The sequence below is a fragment of the Mumia sp. genome, assembly GCF_028803055.1.
Taxonomy (GTDB): domain Bacteria; phylum Actinomycetota; class Actinomycetes; order Propionibacteriales; family Nocardioidaceae; genus Mumia.
Map to the genome: position 1 here is coordinate 1 of NZ_JARBCJ010000063.1, position 16,088 is coordinate 16,088.

Below are 16,088 nucleotides of genomic sequence, written 5' to 3' on the forward strand. Positions count from 1 at the left end.
CCATCACCGTCAACGTGCGGCTGGGATCCTGCTCAGAGAGCCAGATGCGCAGACCCTCGCGCTGATACTTGCCAATCGCCCGGTAGACGATGACCGGCGTCCGCCACGACTGGAAGTGGTCGGACCGGTACTCGGAGGGGTCAACCGTCGGGCTGAAGGGGAACGGGCGCTCCGACGGGTTGCGGGAGCTCTCGTCGTCGATGTCGTACAGGACCAATCCGTCGAGATTGAGGTGGTCCAATCGCTCGACGGTGGCGCGGGCGATCTCCGGGAACCGATCGGCGGGCGTCGACTGCCGCGGGGGCGTGATGGCAAAGAGGACGAAGTCGCCCTTGCCGGCCTCGATTCGCTTTGCGAGATCCACGTGGCGAGGGTAGCGGCGCCAGACCCGTCCTGATATGCCGCGATCCGAGTGTGCGGGTCGGCTGCTGACCTACCCGGCCGTTGACAAGCGTGACAGATTTCCCGCATGCAGCTCACGCGGACATACGAATGGCAGGGCCGCTCGGTCGCCTGGGACCGTCTCGGATCTGGGCCGGCCGTGGTTATGTGTCATGGCACCCCGTGGTCTTCGGCTTTGTGGCAACCCTTTGCTGAAGCTCTCAGCCGCGAGTTCGCCGTCTACCTATGGGACATGCCCGGCTACGGCCAATCGTCCATGAACCCCGCTCACCGTGTCGATCTTGGGACGCAAAGCACGCTGTTCCGTGAGCTACTCCGGCACTGGGACGTGGAATCCCCCCACGTCGTCGCGCATGACTACGGAGGTGCGGTTTCGTTGAGAGCACTCCTCCTGCACGGCGCATCCTTCGCTTCCTTGGCTCTGGTCGAGGGGATCGCAGGTTTTCCGACTTGATCGGAGTCGTCGCCGAGGTGGCTGACGGCTCCAAGGGGTCGCAGGTTCAAATCCTGTCAGCCCGACCGAACCGCTCAGGCCAGAGATGGCTTGTGAACTGCGGAGACAGGCCCGGGGATCTACGGATCCTCGGGCCTCACGCGTTCCCAGGACTCGGCGCGAGCCCATGAGCCGACGATTCGCCACTCCCACACAGGGTGCGGCGTGGGATCATCGAGCGGTGGGTGGTGTCCAGGAGATGAGGACCAACCGGCTGCGGTTGACCCGACCTGTGGCGAGGGACTCGGCGGGGGTGTTCGCGATCCTCGGAGACCCACGCACCGTTGAGCACAACCCGTCCGACCAGCTGGAGGACCTCGACGAGGCGACTGAGCTGGTGGCCCGGTGGGTCCACCACTGGGACGAGCACGGCTTCGGCTACTGGTGCGTCCGTACGTCCGGTTCGGACCGCATCATCGGCTACGCCGGCGTCAAGCGGATGCTGATCCACGGACGTCCGGTGTTGAACCTGATCTATCGCTTCGTGCCGGAGGTGTGGGGACAGGGCTTCGCCACGGAGGCCGCCGCGGCCGTCGTGTCGAGGTGCCTGGACGAGATGCCGGGGGAGAGGATCGTGGCACGGGTGCGACCCGACAACCAGTCCAGCCAGAGCGTGGCGCTGAAGGCCGGACTGCAACGCGACGCGTCGATGGACTGCCAGGGCGAGGACGGCCTCGACCTCGCCTTCACGAGTCAGTGCACGGATCCTCCCTAGCGCAGGTGGAAGCGGGTCGCGAGGTCGTCGGCAAGGTCCTCGACGTCCCGCGAGCCGTCGACAGTGAGGACCGAGAGGTCGAGCTCGGCGCCCTGGCGTCGGACTTCGGCGTCCCACAGCGCGTCGCGAGCCAGTCGCACGGCGAGGGCCTCGTCGTGGTCGCTGTCCCCCCAGTTCGCTCGCGCTCTGGCGGCGTCGGCGAAGCGATCCCGCAACGCCTGCTCTCGGAACTTCGGGGCGGGCAGGAGGAACGCCGCCTGCTCGGGCCAGGTGAGCAGCGGAGCGACGTCGCGGGGCAGGGTCCGGAAGTCGTCGACGAGGACGGGACGTCCGGCAGGCAGCGCCAACAAGTCGTCGACGACGAAACCGAAGGTTTCACCGTGCAGGCTCGGCATCGACGCGAACACCTCTCGCGCACTCTTCCCGTTCCACGTCCGGGACGGCGGAGCCTGCAGCAACGCCCAGAAGTTCGGTGTCGCCTGCGGGGTGCAGCGGGCGACGTAGTCCCGTTCCGCGCGGTCCCCGTCGTAGACCAGCACGTCGTACCGCTCGGCCAGCGCTCGAGCAAGGGTGCTCTTGCCCGACCCGGTACCGCCTGCGATCCATCGGACGTGCGCGAGACGACGAGCAAGGTGTGGGCGATGGTGTTTGGTGGCCATGGCGCGAGACTGCCACCTCTCCGAGCCGGGGAGCAGTCCCTGTCTCCTTGGCCTGAGAGGCACGAGGTCGCGATGGGCGGCGGGTGTCCGCCTACGATCGGGCGGCATCGCGGTCTCGCACCAACACGGCGATCCCGACGAGCGCACCCCAGCAGCCGACCGCGCCGGCGACCACGAGATTCAGCCACATCGGCAGCAGCCACGGGTAGGAGCCGACGAGGAACAGCACGCCAAGCGCGACGCCCGCGGTCACGGTGGCTCGACGTGCCCCGGTCGACCTCACCGGCACCGGCAGAGTGAACGCAACAACCCCGAGGCCAAGCAGTGCCAGATGTACGGCGCCGATGACCACACTTTCGAGAAGGACGATCGTCTCCACCGCGAGCTCGATGTCGGCGACCGGATAGACCAGACGGCCCAGCGCAAGCAGAACGACCACGAACGCGATGAGTGCCACGCCCAGTGCGACGAGCGCGGTCGTGCGGCGCAGCGGCGAGCCACGACCGTGCGCGCCGAACGCACCTGCGGCACCGGTTCCCCACGCGATGGTCGCGAAGAACAGGAGTTCTCCCGCCCACGTGAGCTGGAAGCTGGCGTCGTCGACCCACAGGGCGACCGCGTCGGCGGTCGTCGGCAACGCTGGCACGGTCGCCAGAAGAGCCAGCGCCACGCTCGCGAGGAGCGCCCCCGCGATCCACAGCCACGCAAAAGCGACGGCACCACGATCTCTCCCCGCTCTCTCGACGACGGGCAGAGGTATCGCAGATGCTGTCGCGCCGTTCACGGCACCACCGTAGTGTCGGACCGGTTCGCTGAGCCGGGAGTCGTGCAGCGCGGCTGAGAAGGCGTACGACGGGTCGTCGCTAGGATGACGTCACCTGTGTGGAAAGGCTCGGTGTGGAGAACTCGAACGGGCTCACCGCCAGCCTTCTGGTGGCGGGGCACCAGGCGGCTCGCCTCTTGGAGGCTCATCTTTCTGCCACCGATCTGAGTGCGGGTGAGGCGGTCCTGGTGGCCTCTTTGGGCGACGGTCCCTTGACGATGTCGGACGTCATGTCGACGCTGCACATCCATGCATCCACGGCCACCAGCCTGGTCAGCCGGCTCGAAAAGGCCGCCTACGTCTATCGATCGTCCAATCCGGAGGACCGACGATCACGGCTCGTCCATCTCACCTCCTCCGGTCGGCGTCAGCTGGAGGCCATCGGGCCGGCCTTTCGGGCGGTCGACTCGATGTTGGCCGCGCGTGCTGGTGCGAACGCGGTTGCCGGCTGCACGACGGTGCTTGAAGCTCTGGCAGAGGCGGAGTGATCCGAAGTCACCCACGTCCGCTTAATCCGCTGTCCCGTGACCCTGGGCAGGCATATACTACGAACTCGTAGTAATGGCGGTCGAGCAGGGACGGAATGGGGATGGAATGAACGACCTCGAGTTTCTCGACAGATTCACTGCGGGCGACCTGGACGACTTCCCGCACGTCGACCACGTACGGATGGTCTACCTGCAGACGCGACGAGCGGGAAAGGAGGATGCGATTCGCTTTGCCAGGGCCGGGTTGAAGGCCATGGCTGAAGCGACGGGCCACCCTGGCAAGTACCACGAGACGATCACCATGGCCTGGGCACGCCTGGTGGGGGACAAGACTGCTTCCGACCCGGGAGACGACTTTGAGGACTTCATCCGGAGGAACCCTCAGTTCTTGCGTTCCGACCTGCTCGAGGACTACTACTCGAGTGCACGTCTTTTCTCACCTGAGGCCAGAGCGGGATTCGTCCCTCCGGACGTGCAGCCTCTCCCGTAGGGGACCCGTCCGTTAACATGAACACTGGTGTCTGCACCAGCGGGGAAGGGTGGATGGCGTGACTCAGGCCAAGACCAGCGCGTCTGTCGAGGACGAAGCCCCCGATCGCGGCAAGCGCGCCGACGCCGTGCGCAACATCGAAGCGATCGTGGCCGCGGCCACGCGGCTGCTGGCGGTCAATCCGGACGTGAGCGTCAACGAGATCGCCAAGGCCGCCGGGGTGGGGCGGGTGACGCTCTACGGTCACTTCGACTCCCGCGCGGCCTTGATCGGCGAGGTCGTCGACCGGGCTATCGTCCACACTGACAAGGCACTGGCAGGAGTGGACCTCGACGGCGATCCCCGCGAGGCGCTCGGCAGGCTGCTGGAAGAGACCTGGCACCTCACCCACAGATTCGGCGCCGTCGTGGTCGCCGCGTCCCAGGTGCTGTCGCCTGAGCAGATCCGCCGCGCCCACGACGAGCCTGCTGCCCGTGTCCGCGGCCTGCTCGAGCGCGGACGGGAGGCCGGCCAGTTCCGCGACGACGTGCCGATCGAGTGGCAGATCAGCGTGATCCAGGCGATCCTGCACGGCGCCTCGGCTGCGGTTCACCGCGGCGAGATCAGCCCCGAGGACGCCCCCGTACTGGTGCGTGACACCACGCTTGCGGCGCTGTCCTGAGCCTGCCACGAGCCTCCTCCACCTTGTCCGGGTGAGAAGATGGAGACGTGGAAGAGTTCGTGGGTACGACCGACGAAGACAGCGAACGGCCGTGGGCCAGCCACTACCCGCCCGGGGTGCCTGACCGCATCGAGATCCCCGACGAGCCGGTCACGGCCCCGTTCGAGCGCGCTGTCCAGCGCTGGCCTGACCGGGTCGCGCTGGACTTCCTCGGTGCGTCCCTGACCTATGCGCAGGCCGACGAGCAGATCCGGCGGGCAATGGTGGCCCTGCGCCGCCTCGGGGTCGATCGAGGGGAGCGGGTCGCGCTGGTCCTCCCCAACTGCAGCTCCCACGTCATCGCGTACCACGCGGTGCTGCGACTCGGGGCTGTGGCGGTCGAGCTGAACCCGACGTACACCGCCGACGAGCTGCACCACCTGCTCATCGACTCTGGCGCCCGGTTCGCGATCGTCTGGCACAAGGCGGTCGAGCCGGTGCTGTCGGCGCGCCCTGGGACTCCACTGACCCAGGTGGTCAGCGTGGACATGGTTCGGGACCTGCCCCTCCGATCGCGGCTCTTGCTCCGCCTGCCCGTGGCGGCAGCGCGGGAGAAGCGGGCAGCGCTGCGCGGCGTCGTACCCCCTGACGTCGCGGACTGGCACGACCTGCTCCGGCAGGCGGGTGCTGGGGACGAACCTGAGGCGGTTTCGTCAGAATCCGTCGGTGGTGACGACCTGGCGCTGCTGCAGTACACCGGCGGAACGACCGGCACCCCGAAGGCCGCCATGCTCTCGCACCGCAACCTGGTCGCGAATCTCGTGCACGGCGAGACCTGGGTGGGGTTCCGACCGGGGGAGGAGACGGTGTACGGCGTGCTGCCGTTCTTCCATTCCTTCGGCCTCACCTTCTGCCTCAACCTCCCGGGACAGATCGGGGCGACGCTGGTCATGTTCCCGAACTTCGACCCGGCGGAGGTACTGAAGGCGGCGGGCCGACGCCCCGCGACCTTTATCGCGGGTGTGGCGCCGATGTTCGACCGGATCGCCACGGCCGCGCAGTCGATGCCCCACCCGCCGTCCGAAGGATTGCGGCAGATCCGTCTCGCCTTCGCCGGCGCGATGCCGATCCCCGCGGAGACCGTCGAGCGGTGGGAGGCGCTGACCGGCGGGCTGCTGATCGAGGGCTACGGGATGACCGAGTGCGCGCCGGTCGCGCTCGGCAACCCCTGCGCCCCGACGCGGCGTCCGGGCACCCTGGGCGTGCCGTTCCCGAACACCGACATCCGCATCGTCGACATCGACGACCCGTCGGTCGTCGTCGAAGCCGACAGTGACGGCGTACGCCGCGGTGAGCTGCTGGTGCGCGGTCCGCAGGTGTTCCTCGGCTACTGGAACCGACCGGAGGAGACGGCCCATCAGCTGCTGCCCGGCGGATGGCTGCGTACGGGTGATGTCGTCGAGGTGGACGCGACCGGCTGGGTCCGCCTCGTGGACCGGGTCAAGGAGATGATCATCGTCGGCGGGTTCAAGGTCTATCCGTCGCCGGTGGAGGACCACCTCCGTACGCTCGCCGGGGTGGCCGACGTCGCCATCGTGGGCCTCCCAGCTTCGGGTGGCGACGACCTGGTCGTCGCGGTGCTCGTCCTTGAGCTCGACGCCGTGGAGCCGACGGTGGAGGAGGTCCAGGCCCACGCCGAGCAGTACGTCGCCCGCTACGCCCTCCCGCGCGCGGTGTACGTCGTCGACGAGCTCCCGCGGTCCCAGATCGGCAAGGTGATGCGGCGGGTCGTCCGCGAGCGGCTCATCGAGGGGCCTTAGCACTCAGGAGCATCCACCCTCTTGTCGAACAGTCGTGTTCGAGTTACTGTACTCGAACGCGACTGTTTGAGTTATGGGTGAGGGGCTGTGCGATGAATGCATCCGATGCTGTGGCGACAGAGGGCGCTGCTGTTTCCGATCCGCGACGTTGGCGCACGTTGGGTCTGCTGGGTGTGGCGCAGCTGATGCTGATCGTCGATGTCACGGTGGTCGCGATCGCCCTGCCGGACATGCAGGCCGATCTCGCACTCGACCGTACGGGCGTCGCCTGGGTGGCGAGCAGCTATGCGTTGGTGTTCGGCGGGTTGATGCTGCTCGGTGGCAAGGCCGCCGACGTCCTCGGTCCCCGTCGGGTGGTGCTCAGCGGGCTCGGCGTCTTCGTGGCGGCGTCTCTGCTGGCGGGGCTGTCCGGCAGCGGCGAGATGCTGTTGGTCGCGCGGGTGCTGCAGGGTCTGGGTGCAGCGGCGATGTCTCCGGCGGCACTCTCGGTGATCGTACGAACGTTCACCGGCGCCGAGCTGACTCGCGCGATCGGGGTGTGGTCGGCGCTGGGAGGAGCGGGTGCGGCGATCGGGGTGCTCCTCGGCGGTGTGCTGACCGCTGGTCCTGGTTGGCCGTGGGTGTTCCTCATCAACATCCCTGTCGGCGTCGTGCTGCTGGTCGGCCTGGTGAGATCGGTGCGGCCGTTGCCGGGCTCGGGTGGCAGCGTCGACGTCGTGGGCGCCGCGCTGGTCACCGCCGCGACCGGGGCCGTGGTGTACGGGTTGGTGGCCGCCGGGGACCAGGGCTGGCTCAGTCTTCATACCCTGATCGCCGTCGCGGCCGGCGTTGCTGGATACGCGCTCTTCGGGTGGCGGATCCGCAACGCCGCAGCGCCGCTCATCGATCCGGCCATGCTGCGCCGTGCTTCGGTGGTGCGCGGCCTCGCGTTGATCTTCCTGGCGACGGCGCTGATGATCTCGGTGTTCTTCCTGGGCTCGTTCGCCCTGCAGCACCTGCATGGGTTCAGTGCGCTGGAGACCGGCCTGTCGTTCCTGCCGGTCGCTCTCGGCACCATTCTCGGCTCGACCCTTGCCGGGCAGATCATTCCGCGCCGGGGCGTGCGCGCGGTCTCGATCGTGGGTCTGCTCGTCGCAGCCGCAGGACTGGCCACAGCCGCGGCGGTCTTCTCGATGACCGTCCTGATCGTCGCCACCAGTGTGGCCGCGCTGGGTATCGGTGCGACCTTCGTGGCCGCGGCGGGCAGCATGTTCTCCGCCGTCCGACCGGAGGAGGCGGGAGTGGCCTCCGGCGCACTCAGCACCTTCCACGAGTTCGGAGCCGCGGCCGGTGTCTCCGCGATCTCGAGCGTCGCGGCTGCGGCGCTCCTGACTCCAGGCTTCGCCGCCTTCGCCTCGGGCTACTGGTTCGCCGCAGCCGTCGCACTCGCCGCGTGCCTGGCATCCCTTGTCCCGTCTCCCAGGGTGTCGTGAGAGTGGCTCAGGCAGGCGTCGGCGGGTCAGGGCGTCGGGCTGTCAGGCGTCTCGTCGCGGCGCTGAAGCTCGTCAGCGGTCGGGTGACGGTCGACGTACTCCTGCCCGCTCAGCTTCTGGATGGCGGCCATCAACGCATCGGTGGCCTCGCGCCACGCCTCCGGGTCGTCGGCTCGGTGACGCCACGGACTCAGGTCGATCGGATCACCGAGGTGCACCTCGGTGCGGCCCCGGCGCCAGCCGCGGTGTCCCGGCGGGTCGATCTCCCTGGTGCCGCGGAGCCCGACCGGCACGACGGCTGCGTCGGGCACGGACAGCGCCACCCGCATGGCCCCCGTACGCCCGCGGTAGAGGCGACCGTCGGGCGAGCGGGTGCCTTCGGGATAGATGACCCACACGCCGCCCTCGCACAAGGTCCCGCGCGCCCCCTCGAGAGCAGCATCCGCGCTGCCCGCGCCCGAGCGTTCGATCGGGATCTGGCCGGTGACGCGGCACAGCGTGCCGTACAGCCGTCCGCGCAGACTGCCACGCGCAAAGTAGTCACTCTTGGCGACGAAGGTCACCCGACGGGAGAGGGCGGCACACACGACGAGTGAGTCGATCTCGCTCAGATGGTTCGGCGCGAAGACGACGGGCCCCGCGGGCAGCTTTCCGATCAGCCTCGGGCGCGTGACCCAGTGCACGAGAGGACCCAGCAGGACGTACTTGATGAGCCAGTACACGCAACCTCCTCGGGGGAGCCTGATCCTTTCATGCCGGGGAGATCGTCCGGCGGGCGACCGCTGACCCTGAGAGCCCACCACGCGCGTGACGTTGCTCTCGCTCGCTAGGCGCCGTCGGTGCCGGTCTGCCGCAGCCACGGACGTCCGCCGCTGCCACCCGGGGTACGGGCGAGTCGGTCGCGGGTGTCCCTCGGCCCGTCGTAGTCGTCCGGATAGCCGGGACCGACGCAGAACTGCACATCATCCGGTCCGACTGTCTCCCCGCACACCTCGCACACCAGCCGGCCGACAATCGCATGGTCGGGCTCATGATGGTGGAGGGTCACCGGCGCGCCGTCGCCGCCGTCCAGCCATCGGTCGCCCCAGGCCAGCATCGCCACCAGCACGGGGAAGAAGTCACGTCCCATCTCCGTCAGCACGTACTCGTAGCGCGGCGGATTGTCCTGGTAGAACTCCTTCTTCAGGACGCCCGCGTCGACGAGCTTGCCCAAGCGGTCCGACAGCGTGTTTCGGGCGATGCCGAGCGACCGTTGGAACTGGTCGAACTTCGTGAGGCCCTGCATCGCATCTCGCGCAATCAGCAACGTCCACGCATCGCCGAACAGCTCCGCCGAGCGAGCGATCGAGCACGGCCACGTCGAGAACTCACGCTTCATCAGTCAATTCTAGCAACTGAGTCCATTTCCACTTGCGCGAGTAGTGAATCGCAACTAAGTTGCGATGAACTACTCACTGCGAGGAGCGCGCCGCGTTCTTCGCCCACCGTCAGAGGCGACGACATGGCAAGAATCACCGTGGGTCACGAGAACGGCGCCCCCGTGGAGCTCCACTACGAGATGCACGGGCAGGGGGCTCCAGTCGTCCTCATCCATGGGTGGCCCCTGAACGGGCGCTCCTGGGAGATGCAGATCGCCCCGCTCGTCGCCGCGGGGCACCAGGCGATCACGTACGACCGCCGTGGCTTCGGCCTGTCGACGCCGGCCTGGGAGGGGCACGATTTCGACACTGCCGCAGCGGACCTCGACTCACTCATGGCGCAGCTCGACCTGAGCGACGTGACGCTGGTCGGATTCTCGGCCGGTGGAGGTGTGGCGGCCCGCTACCTCGGGACCTACGGCACCGACCGCGTCGCCAAGGCGGTCCTGGCGAGCGCTGTCACGCCGTACTTGTACGCCACCGAAGGCAACCCTGGCGGCGGACTCGACGACGCGACGATCGGACACTTCGAGGCTGGCATCGCCGCCGACCGTGCTGACTTCGTCGACCACTTCCTGACGATGTTCTACTCCAACGCCGACGGCCTGACCGTCAGCGAGGCGCAGCGCGCGTACGGGCGCGACCTGGCGAACGAGGCTTCGCCCCGCGCCACCCTGGCCGGAGTCTCCGCGTTCGGGCGGACGGACTTCCGGGCCGATCTGGAGAAGCTTGCCGTCCCGACGCTGATCGTCCATGGAGATGCCGACCAGGTCGTCCCCTTCTCGATCAGTGGACGCCGATCCGCGGAGGCGGTACGCGACAGCGAGCTCGTCGTCATCGACGGCGGTCCGCACGGCATCAACGTGTCCCACTCCGAGCAGTTCAACGCCGCCCTCTTGACCTTCCTCGCACGCTGAGGTCCGCGAGGTCAGCACCCATCGGCGCGACGCGCCAAGAAAGGAATCCATCATGTCCATCGCCACGCCCAGAAAGTTCAGAGTCGTCGGTCTCCTCGCTGCGGCGGCCGCAGTGGTGGGGCTCGCCCTCCCCGCTGCAACCTCCGCCGCCGCACCCTCGACCCATCCGAAGCCGGTCAAACCGACCGTCGTCCTCGTCCACGGCGCGTGGGCGGATGCCTCGAGCTTCGCTCCCGTCACGGCTGCCCTTCAAGAAGACGGCTACAAGGTCGTGAGCGCTCCGAACCCGCTGCGCTCCCTCGCCACCGACGCGGCGTACGTGGCCGCGTTCGTCAACCAGAACACCACCGGACCAGTCGTCCTGGTGGGTCACTCGTACGGGGGCAGCGTCATCACGAACGCTGCGACAGAGACGCCGCGGGTCAAGGCGCTGGTGTACGTGAACGCGTTCGCCCCGGACGAGGGAGAGAGCGCCTATGAGCTGACGGGTGCCAAGCCCGGATCTCTCCTGAACGTGCCTCCGGCGGACCTCGGCACCGTGTTCGACTTCGTCCAGTTCCCCGGCGCCGGAGTCGACGACTACGACGCGTACGTCAAGCCGGCCCGCTTCCGCGAGATCTTCGCTGCCGGCCTGTCGCGCGACCGGGCAGCCGTTCTCGCCGCCGGTCAGCGGCCGATCACGACCGAGAGTGCCCTGAAGGCGCGCTCGGGGGCGCCGGCGTGGAAGACGATCACGAGCTACTTCTTCGTCGGCACGACCGACAAGGTGATCCCTCCCGCTCAACAGCTGGCCATGGCCGACCGGGCTGGAGGTGTCGTGGTGAAGGCCAAGGCCGACCACCTCTCCATGCTCGAGGTGCCCCACAAGGTCGCCCACCTCATCGAGAGGGCCGCCGTGACTCGCTAGAACGAACGACGACGGGGCCGACGGTTGCGGAGACCGCCGGCCCCGGCTGCTAAATCCCTGGACGTGGAGCAGTCCCGGTGCTGTACTGCGATGTACCAGGTGGTACATCCAGTGAGGAGCACTTCATGCCTACCCTTCGACTCTCGGCCGGTGAGATCGACTACTCCGACTCCGGCGGTGGCGGGCCGGTCCTCGTGCTCCTGCACGGGGTCACCATGGACGGCGGCATCTGGGACGACGTCGTCGCGGCGTTGGGACCTGGCTTCCGCTGTATCGCTCCGACGCTCCCGTTGGGGAGCCATCGGCGTCCGATGGAGAGGACAGATCTGGTCACTCACCGGGGCGTGGCGGCGATGGTGGGGGAGCTGCTCGAGGCTCTGGACCTGCACCAGGTGACGCTGGTGCTCAACGACTGGGGGGGTGCCCAGTTCCTCCTGGCCGATGGCCCGAACGAGCGGATCGCCGGAGCCGCGCTCGTCGCCTGCGAGGCGTTCGACAACTTCCCGCCGGGTCGACCGGGCAAGGCGGTCACCACCGCTGCCCGCGTGCCCGGTCTGCTCTGGCTCTCGATGCAGCTCCACCGCACCGGTTGGTTCCGCCGGGCTCCGGGCGCCTGGGGGTGGATGAGCAAGCAGCCGGTGCCGGATGCGGTGATGGACCGCTGGTTCGCGCCCGCACGGCTCGACGCTGGCGTGCGTCGCGATCTGCGGGCGTTCGCGCTGTCCACACCGTCGAGCGCCGAGCTCGTCGGACTGACGCAACGGCTTCGGTCCTTCGACGGGCCAGTGCTGGTGGTCTGGGCCGTGGAGGACAAGCTGATGCCTCGGGAGCACGGCCACCGCTTGGCCGCGTTGTTCGATCACGGGCGCCTGGTGGAGGTCGACGACTCCTACACGCTGGTGCCCGTCGACCAGCCCGATGCGCTGGCCGCCGAGCTTGGTCGCTTCGTCACCGCCGAGGTGACCGTCGGTCGCTGAGTGTCGATCGTCGCGCGCAGTCACCGCCCTGGCCACGTCTCGTCCAACACGGTGCGCACGGCGAGGTCTGCGGCGGCCCGGTCCCCGGTGATCGCCAGCTCCCAGAGGGCTCCACGCACCACCGCGATGCCGGCCCGCGCCAGCTCCTCTGCCCGCTCAGGGGACTCGCCGTAGGCGACCAGGTGAGCGCTGATCTGGCGCACCCAGGCGGCCGTGCCCTCACGGAAGGACTGTGTCCACGCCGCGTCCTTCATCGCGGGTGCGGACAGCTCGAACACGAGGGGCGTGATGGCGCTGCCCGCGGCCATCACCTCCCACATCCGCCAGGCGTTGCCACGTGGGTCGGCGGGGTCCGCACCAGTGAGCGCGTCGAGCACGGCCTGCTGGCTGTGCCAGAGGTGCGAGACGACCGCAGCGAGCAGATCCTCGCGGGACCCGAAGTGGTAGATCAGCATTCGATGGCTGGTGCCCATCTCTGCGGCGAGGGTGCGCAGGCTGGTGCCACCGACCCCGCGGGCCACGAAGACGGCGATCGCCTTCTCGAGGAGCTCCTCGCGCGGACGTGGACTGGCCATGAACCGGATGGTACAGACATGGCGACCCCGCGGAGCGGCTGCTCGACGCCTCGCCAGACCGCCGAGGCGCACTAGTGGTAGAGCGCCGGAGCGAACGCGTACGCCACCGACGCCACGTCCTCGTCACCTCGACCGAGCTCCACCGTCTCGTCGAACAGCGCGGTCAGTGTCGTGAGGAGAGTTTCGTTGAGCTGTCCGGCGACGGCCGATTGTGCGAGTCGTAGGTCTTTGAGGAGGCCGTTCGTGGCGAACTGGGGATCATAGTCGCCGGCGAGGATCTCCCTACCCTTCGACTGGGCGTACGGACTGTCCGAGGTCGAGCCGCCGATCGCCTCGAGGAACAGACGCGGGTGCAGGCCGAGCACGTCGGCGACCTTCATCGCCTGCGCCGTCCCCGCGGTGAGGCACGCGAGCCAGGTGTTGCACGCCAGCTTCAGTCCCGTTCCGGCACCGGCGCGGGTGCCGGCTCGGACGGTCTTGGCGCCGTACGCCTGGAACACGGGGGAGAGAGCGGATACGAGCTCGTCCGGACCAGACGCGAGGATGGTGAGCCGCCCGTCCTCAGCCGGGCCTTTGGTGCCGAGGACGGGTGCGTCGACGAAGCGCAGGCCGTGGTCCTCGGCTAGCGCGTGCGCGCGTTCGGTGCCCTCGATGCCGATGGTTCCGCTCTGGATCCAGACAGCGTCCTCAGGCGCGTACGGCAACCAGCCGTCGGCGACATCCAGGACGGCAGCCGCGTCGACGAGCATGGTGAGGACGACGGCGGCGCGCTCCACGGCGCGGTCGAGGGACGGCTCTACACCGATCCCGTCGTCCGCGAGTGGACGGGCGTGCTCGATCGTCCGGTTCCAGACAGTCACCTGGAACCCAGCGTGCCGCAGCCGACGGGCGATCGCCGTCCCCATGATGCCCGTGCCCAGAACGGTGACTGTGGTCGTCGACGGGTCGAGGTCAGCGAGATCGGTGTGGTGGTGTGTCATCGTGGGCCCCTGATTGGGATCGTACCCACAAGACTTCGGCGTGACGCGTCGTCAGAGCGACGACTGGCGGGGTCCTGGAGCCGACGGAGCGCCCAGCTCAGGAGTGACGATCTTGCCCTCGAGCTGCGGCGCCGCCTTGTGCAGCCTGCCCCTGCGCCACGCGGCGTGGATGGCGGCCGCGGCGACGAGCGCGCCCAGCGTGCCGAGGGTGAGGTCACCGAGCGTGTCCGAGTAGGCGCTGTGGCGCTCCGCAGACTTGCTGATGAACGCGAAGTACTCCGCCAGCTCCCAGACCACCGCGGCAGTCACCCCGAAGGCGAGCGCGCGTTCGAGGGTCATGCCCAGGGTCGCCGTACGAGGGAGAGTCAGCAGGATCACGGCCCCTGCCAGCAGACCGGTGTTCATGAAGTGCATCCAGTCGTCGAACCACACGATCGTGTCGTAGAGGTCCATCCGGTTGCCGAGGATGTCGGTGAAGCACGTGATGGTGACGAGGAGGTCGGCGAGCCACGGGAAGGACGCCCGCTCACGCCAGTAGAGGTGCCAGATCACCGGGATGGTGAACGCCAGCATCGGGTAGGCGATCGCCCGGAGCCCCGCACCCTTGTCCTCGAGGTTGCCGAACTGCGGGAAGGCGAGGGCCAGCGCCAGCATGAGCACCAGCAGGCCCTTGGCTGCGACGTCGAGGAGGCGGACCAGCGCCGGAACGGGGTGCCGGATCGCGGCGACGTCACTCATGCGCTTACGCTAGCGGAGCCGCGTCGCGACGACGACGAGGGGTTTGTTCAACCGCTCGCCTGGTCGTTGTCCTTGAGCGCGCCCCAGCCGTGCCAGCGCTCGATCTCGATCCAGGCGCTGACCCGCCGGCGGTCTCTGGTGGGGTACGCGCGACCCGTGTAGTGCGTCGACAGGCGGTCGATGTCGACGAGCCCTTCGTCGTCGTGCATCTCGACGACCCGGCCCATCACCGTGACGTGGGTGGCCCACCCGTCCTCGGCGAGCATCGTGAGGCTGACTCGCGGCTCGCGGCGCAGATGCTTCAACCGGACTCGGCCCTCGTCCATGTTGACGAGGATGCGGCCGTCGTCCCACAGGTACCAGGTGGCCGTCGTGACCGGGGACCCGTCCTGGCGGACGGTGGCGATCACGCAGGGGTTCGGACGGCGCAGGAGCGCGATGGCCTCATCGGGCAGCGGTGGCTTCGACACGGACGATCTCCTTCGCGGGCGGCGGACGTCTCCCGTCACGTTACGCGGCAGGCGGTCAGCCGTCACGGCGTCGTGGGCCGCTCTGTCAACCCGTGTACGGCTTGGCAGAGCCGTTCTCGATGCCGGTGCGGATGCGTCGCTCGACGAGCGCCGCGACGGCGTTGCGGACTCGCCCGACCTTGGCGCCCGTGAACCAGTCCGCCTCGAACCAGCCGCGCTCGTCCCAGTACGCCGCGTCGACCGGGCCGTCGCTGCGGCCGGACTCGACCAGCAGGCGGGCGACGCGGAAGCCGATCAGGTCGGAGGTCGTCGGTGCGGGCTCCCCGCCGTCGTGCACGGCCCGTACGGCGGTCGCCGCGAGCTCGTCGAGCGCGCGGTCCACCTTTGCGCGGTACGGCGCCTTGGCGAGGCCCGGACCGTTCACGCCGAGCTGGCCCACCGTGTGGAACCCCCACCGGCGGATGGCGGTCGTCAGGTAGCCGAGAGCGGCATCGTGACCGGCGCCCGCGGCGGTCGAGACGAGGATGGCCGGGGTCCCGAAGTAGCGTGGGCGGTGGATCAGGTAGGCGAAGTGGTCGACGAACCGCTTCATGGTCGCGGAGAGCGTGAAGCTGTGGACCGCGGTCGCGAAGATGACGAGGTCCGCAGCATCCATCAGCTCCCGGGCCGGCGAGGCGTTGTCGGCGTTCGGGCACGCCTGTTCGCCCGCGGTCATGCAGGCGAGGCACGCGGGACAGCTCGGTCCGAGTACGAGATCGTCGGTGCAGATGACGTCGACCTCGATCTCGACGCGCTCGCGCATCCGCACGATCAGGGCGTCGACCACCATGCCGGTCGTGCCCTTCTCGCCGTGTCCGGTGCCGAGCACCACGCCTACCCTCATGTCTTCTCCTGCCACCGCTCAATCGGAAAATATAGGATAGACGATCATCTGACCGGTTCCACCGTGACTCGAGGCCACGCTCCATCTGATCTGTCCGGTGCATGACGGACGCACGTGGGCGGTGGAAGGCATACCTTCGTTTCCGTCGGCCCTCCTGGTCCGGCCCGAGGGGAGCCCCATGACCAACGACCGCCCGTGGCCACCGACACGCCGATGCCCCC

19 protein-coding genes and 1 pseudogene are annotated in these 16,088 nt (G+C 68.6%); 10 read left to right on the plus strand and 10 right to left on the minus strand.

Translation table 11 applies throughout. From position 1 onward, the window contains the following. Positions 1–364: pseudogene (locus PV363_RS08045) on the minus strand (5,10-methylenetetrahydrofolate reductase); the annotation flags it as partial. Positions 365–547: 183 nt separating this feature from the next. Here PV363_RS08045 and PV363_RS17950 point away from each other — a divergent pair. Beyond that, positions 548–856 (plus strand): alpha/beta fold hydrolase, encoded by a 309-nt coding sequence (locus PV363_RS17950; RefSeq protein WP_366525460.1) that lies wholly within the window; start codon positions 548–550, stop codon positions 854–856. Between the two features lie 220 nt (positions 857–1,076). Then, positions 1,077–1,610: a GNAT family N-acetyltransferase gene (locus PV363_RS08050; protein WP_301022083.1), complete on the plus strand. Its 534-nt coding sequence runs from the start codon at positions 1,077–1,079 to the stop codon at positions 1,608–1,610. Here PV363_RS08050 and PV363_RS08055 read toward each other — a convergent pair. Further along, positions 1,607–2,269 (minus strand): hypothetical protein, encoded by a 663-nt coding sequence (locus tag PV363_RS08055; RefSeq protein ID WP_301022084.1) that lies wholly within the window; start codon positions 2,267–2,269, stop codon positions 1,607–1,609. The two genes, PV363_RS08050 and PV363_RS08055, sit on opposite strands and share 4 nt — an antisense overlap. A gap of 91 nt (positions 2,270–2,360) precedes the next feature. Then, the gene (locus tag PV363_RS08060; protein WP_301022085.1) at positions 2,361–3,053 is read right to left on the minus strand and encodes a hypothetical protein; all 693 of its coding nucleotides are present in this window, start codon (positions 3,051–3,053) and stop codon (positions 2,361–2,363) included. A 113-nt stretch (positions 3,054–3,166) separates the two neighbouring features. Between PV363_RS08060 and PV363_RS08065 the strand changes: the two genes are divergently transcribed. The 5 genes from PV363_RS08065 to PV363_RS08085 all read left to right on the plus strand — a co-directional run bounded on the left by PV363_RS08065 (position 3,167) and on the right by PV363_RS08085 (position 8,002). Continuing rightward, the gene (locus tag PV363_RS08065) at positions 3,167–3,580 is read left to right on the plus strand and encodes a MarR family transcriptional regulator (RefSeq protein ID WP_220365073.1); all 414 of its coding nucleotides are present in this window, start codon (positions 3,167–3,169) and stop codon (positions 3,578–3,580) included. A gap of 106 nt (positions 3,581–3,686) precedes the next feature. Further along, on the plus strand, positions 3,687–4,070 hold the full coding sequence (locus PV363_RS08070; protein ID WP_220341804.1) for a hypothetical protein: 384 nt from the start codon (positions 3,687–3,689) through the stop codon (positions 4,068–4,070). A 58-nt stretch (positions 4,071–4,128) separates the two neighbouring features. After that, a complete protein-coding gene (locus PV363_RS08075; protein WP_220345173.1) occupies positions 4,129–4,731 on the plus strand; it encodes a TetR/AcrR family transcriptional regulator in 603 nt (200 codons plus the stop codon). A gap of 47 nt (positions 4,732–4,778) precedes the next feature. Beyond that, the gene (locus PV363_RS08080) at positions 4,779–6,530 is read left to right on the plus strand and encodes an AMP-binding protein (RefSeq protein WP_301022086.1); all 1,752 of its coding nucleotides are present in this window, start codon (positions 4,779–4,781) and stop codon (positions 6,528–6,530) included. Positions 6,531–6,622: 92 nt separating this feature from the next. Continuing rightward, the gene (locus PV363_RS08085; RefSeq protein ID WP_301022087.1) at positions 6,623–8,002 is read left to right on the plus strand and encodes an MFS transporter; all 1,380 of its coding nucleotides are present in this window, start codon (positions 6,623–6,625) and stop codon (positions 8,000–8,002) included. Positions 8,003–8,028: 26 nt separating this feature from the next. Here the strand turns inward: PV363_RS08085 and PV363_RS08090 are convergent, their stop codons facing one another. Next, a complete protein-coding gene (locus PV363_RS08090) occupies positions 8,029–8,724 on the minus strand; it encodes a lysophospholipid acyltransferase family protein (RefSeq protein ID WP_220345171.1) in 696 nt (231 codons plus the stop codon). A 104-nt stretch (positions 8,725–8,828) separates the two neighbouring features. Continuing rightward, positions 8,829–9,380: a helix-turn-helix domain-containing protein gene (locus tag PV363_RS08095; protein WP_220341800.1), complete on the minus strand. Its 552-nt coding sequence runs from the start codon at positions 9,378–9,380 to the stop codon at positions 8,829–8,831. A gap of 123 nt (positions 9,381–9,503) precedes the next feature. Between PV363_RS08095 and PV363_RS08100 the strand changes: the two genes are divergently transcribed. The 3 genes from PV363_RS08100 to PV363_RS08110 all read left to right on the plus strand — a co-directional run bounded on the left by PV363_RS08100 (position 9,504) and on the right by PV363_RS08110 (position 12,221). Then, positions 9,504–10,337 carry an alpha/beta hydrolase gene (locus PV363_RS08100; RefSeq protein ID WP_301022089.1) on the plus strand — a complete coding sequence of 278 codons (834 nt, stop codon included), beginning with the start codon at positions 9,504–9,506 and terminating at the stop codon, positions 10,335–10,337. 52 nt (positions 10,338–10,389) lie between these two features. Next, positions 10,390–11,244, plus strand: a complete 855-nt coding sequence (locus PV363_RS08105; protein WP_220345169.1) for an alpha/beta hydrolase — start codon at positions 10,390–10,392, stop codon at positions 11,242–11,244. A gap of 125 nt (positions 11,245–11,369) precedes the next feature. Further along, the gene (locus PV363_RS08110) at positions 11,370–12,221 is read left to right on the plus strand and encodes an alpha/beta hydrolase (protein ID WP_301022090.1); all 852 of its coding nucleotides are present in this window, start codon (positions 11,370–11,372) and stop codon (positions 12,219–12,221) included. A 20-nt stretch (positions 12,222–12,241) separates the two neighbouring features. Here the strand turns inward: PV363_RS08110 and PV363_RS08115 are convergent, their stop codons facing one another. The 5 genes from PV363_RS08115 to PV363_RS08135 all read right to left on the minus strand — a co-directional run bounded on the left by PV363_RS08115 (position 12,242) and on the right by PV363_RS08135 (position 15,867). Beyond that, complete coding sequence (locus PV363_RS08115; RefSeq protein ID WP_220341796.1) at positions 12,242–12,796, minus strand: TetR/AcrR family transcriptional regulator; 555 nt, start codon at positions 12,794–12,796, stop codon at positions 12,242–12,244. A 71-nt stretch (positions 12,797–12,867) separates the two neighbouring features. Beyond that, a complete protein-coding gene (locus tag PV363_RS08120; protein WP_301022091.1) occupies positions 12,868–13,776 on the minus strand; it encodes an NAD(P)-dependent oxidoreductase in 909 nt (302 codons plus the stop codon). Between the two features lie 51 nt (positions 13,777–13,827). After that, complete coding sequence (locus PV363_RS08125) at positions 13,828–14,514, minus strand: hypothetical protein (RefSeq protein ID WP_220345167.1); 687 nt, start codon at positions 14,512–14,514, stop codon at positions 13,828–13,830. 47 nt (positions 14,515–14,561) lie between these two features. Continuing rightward, entirely contained in the window at positions 14,562–14,984 is a 423-nt protein-coding gene (locus tag PV363_RS08130; protein WP_220365077.1) for a PPOX class F420-dependent oxidoreductase, read from the minus strand. Between the two features lie 85 nt (positions 14,985–15,069). Further along, on the minus strand, positions 15,070–15,867 hold the full coding sequence (locus PV363_RS08135) for an NAD(P)H-dependent oxidoreductase (RefSeq protein WP_220341792.1): 798 nt from the start codon (positions 15,865–15,867) through the stop codon (positions 15,070–15,072). Positions 15,868–16,088: the final 221 nt, after the last annotated feature.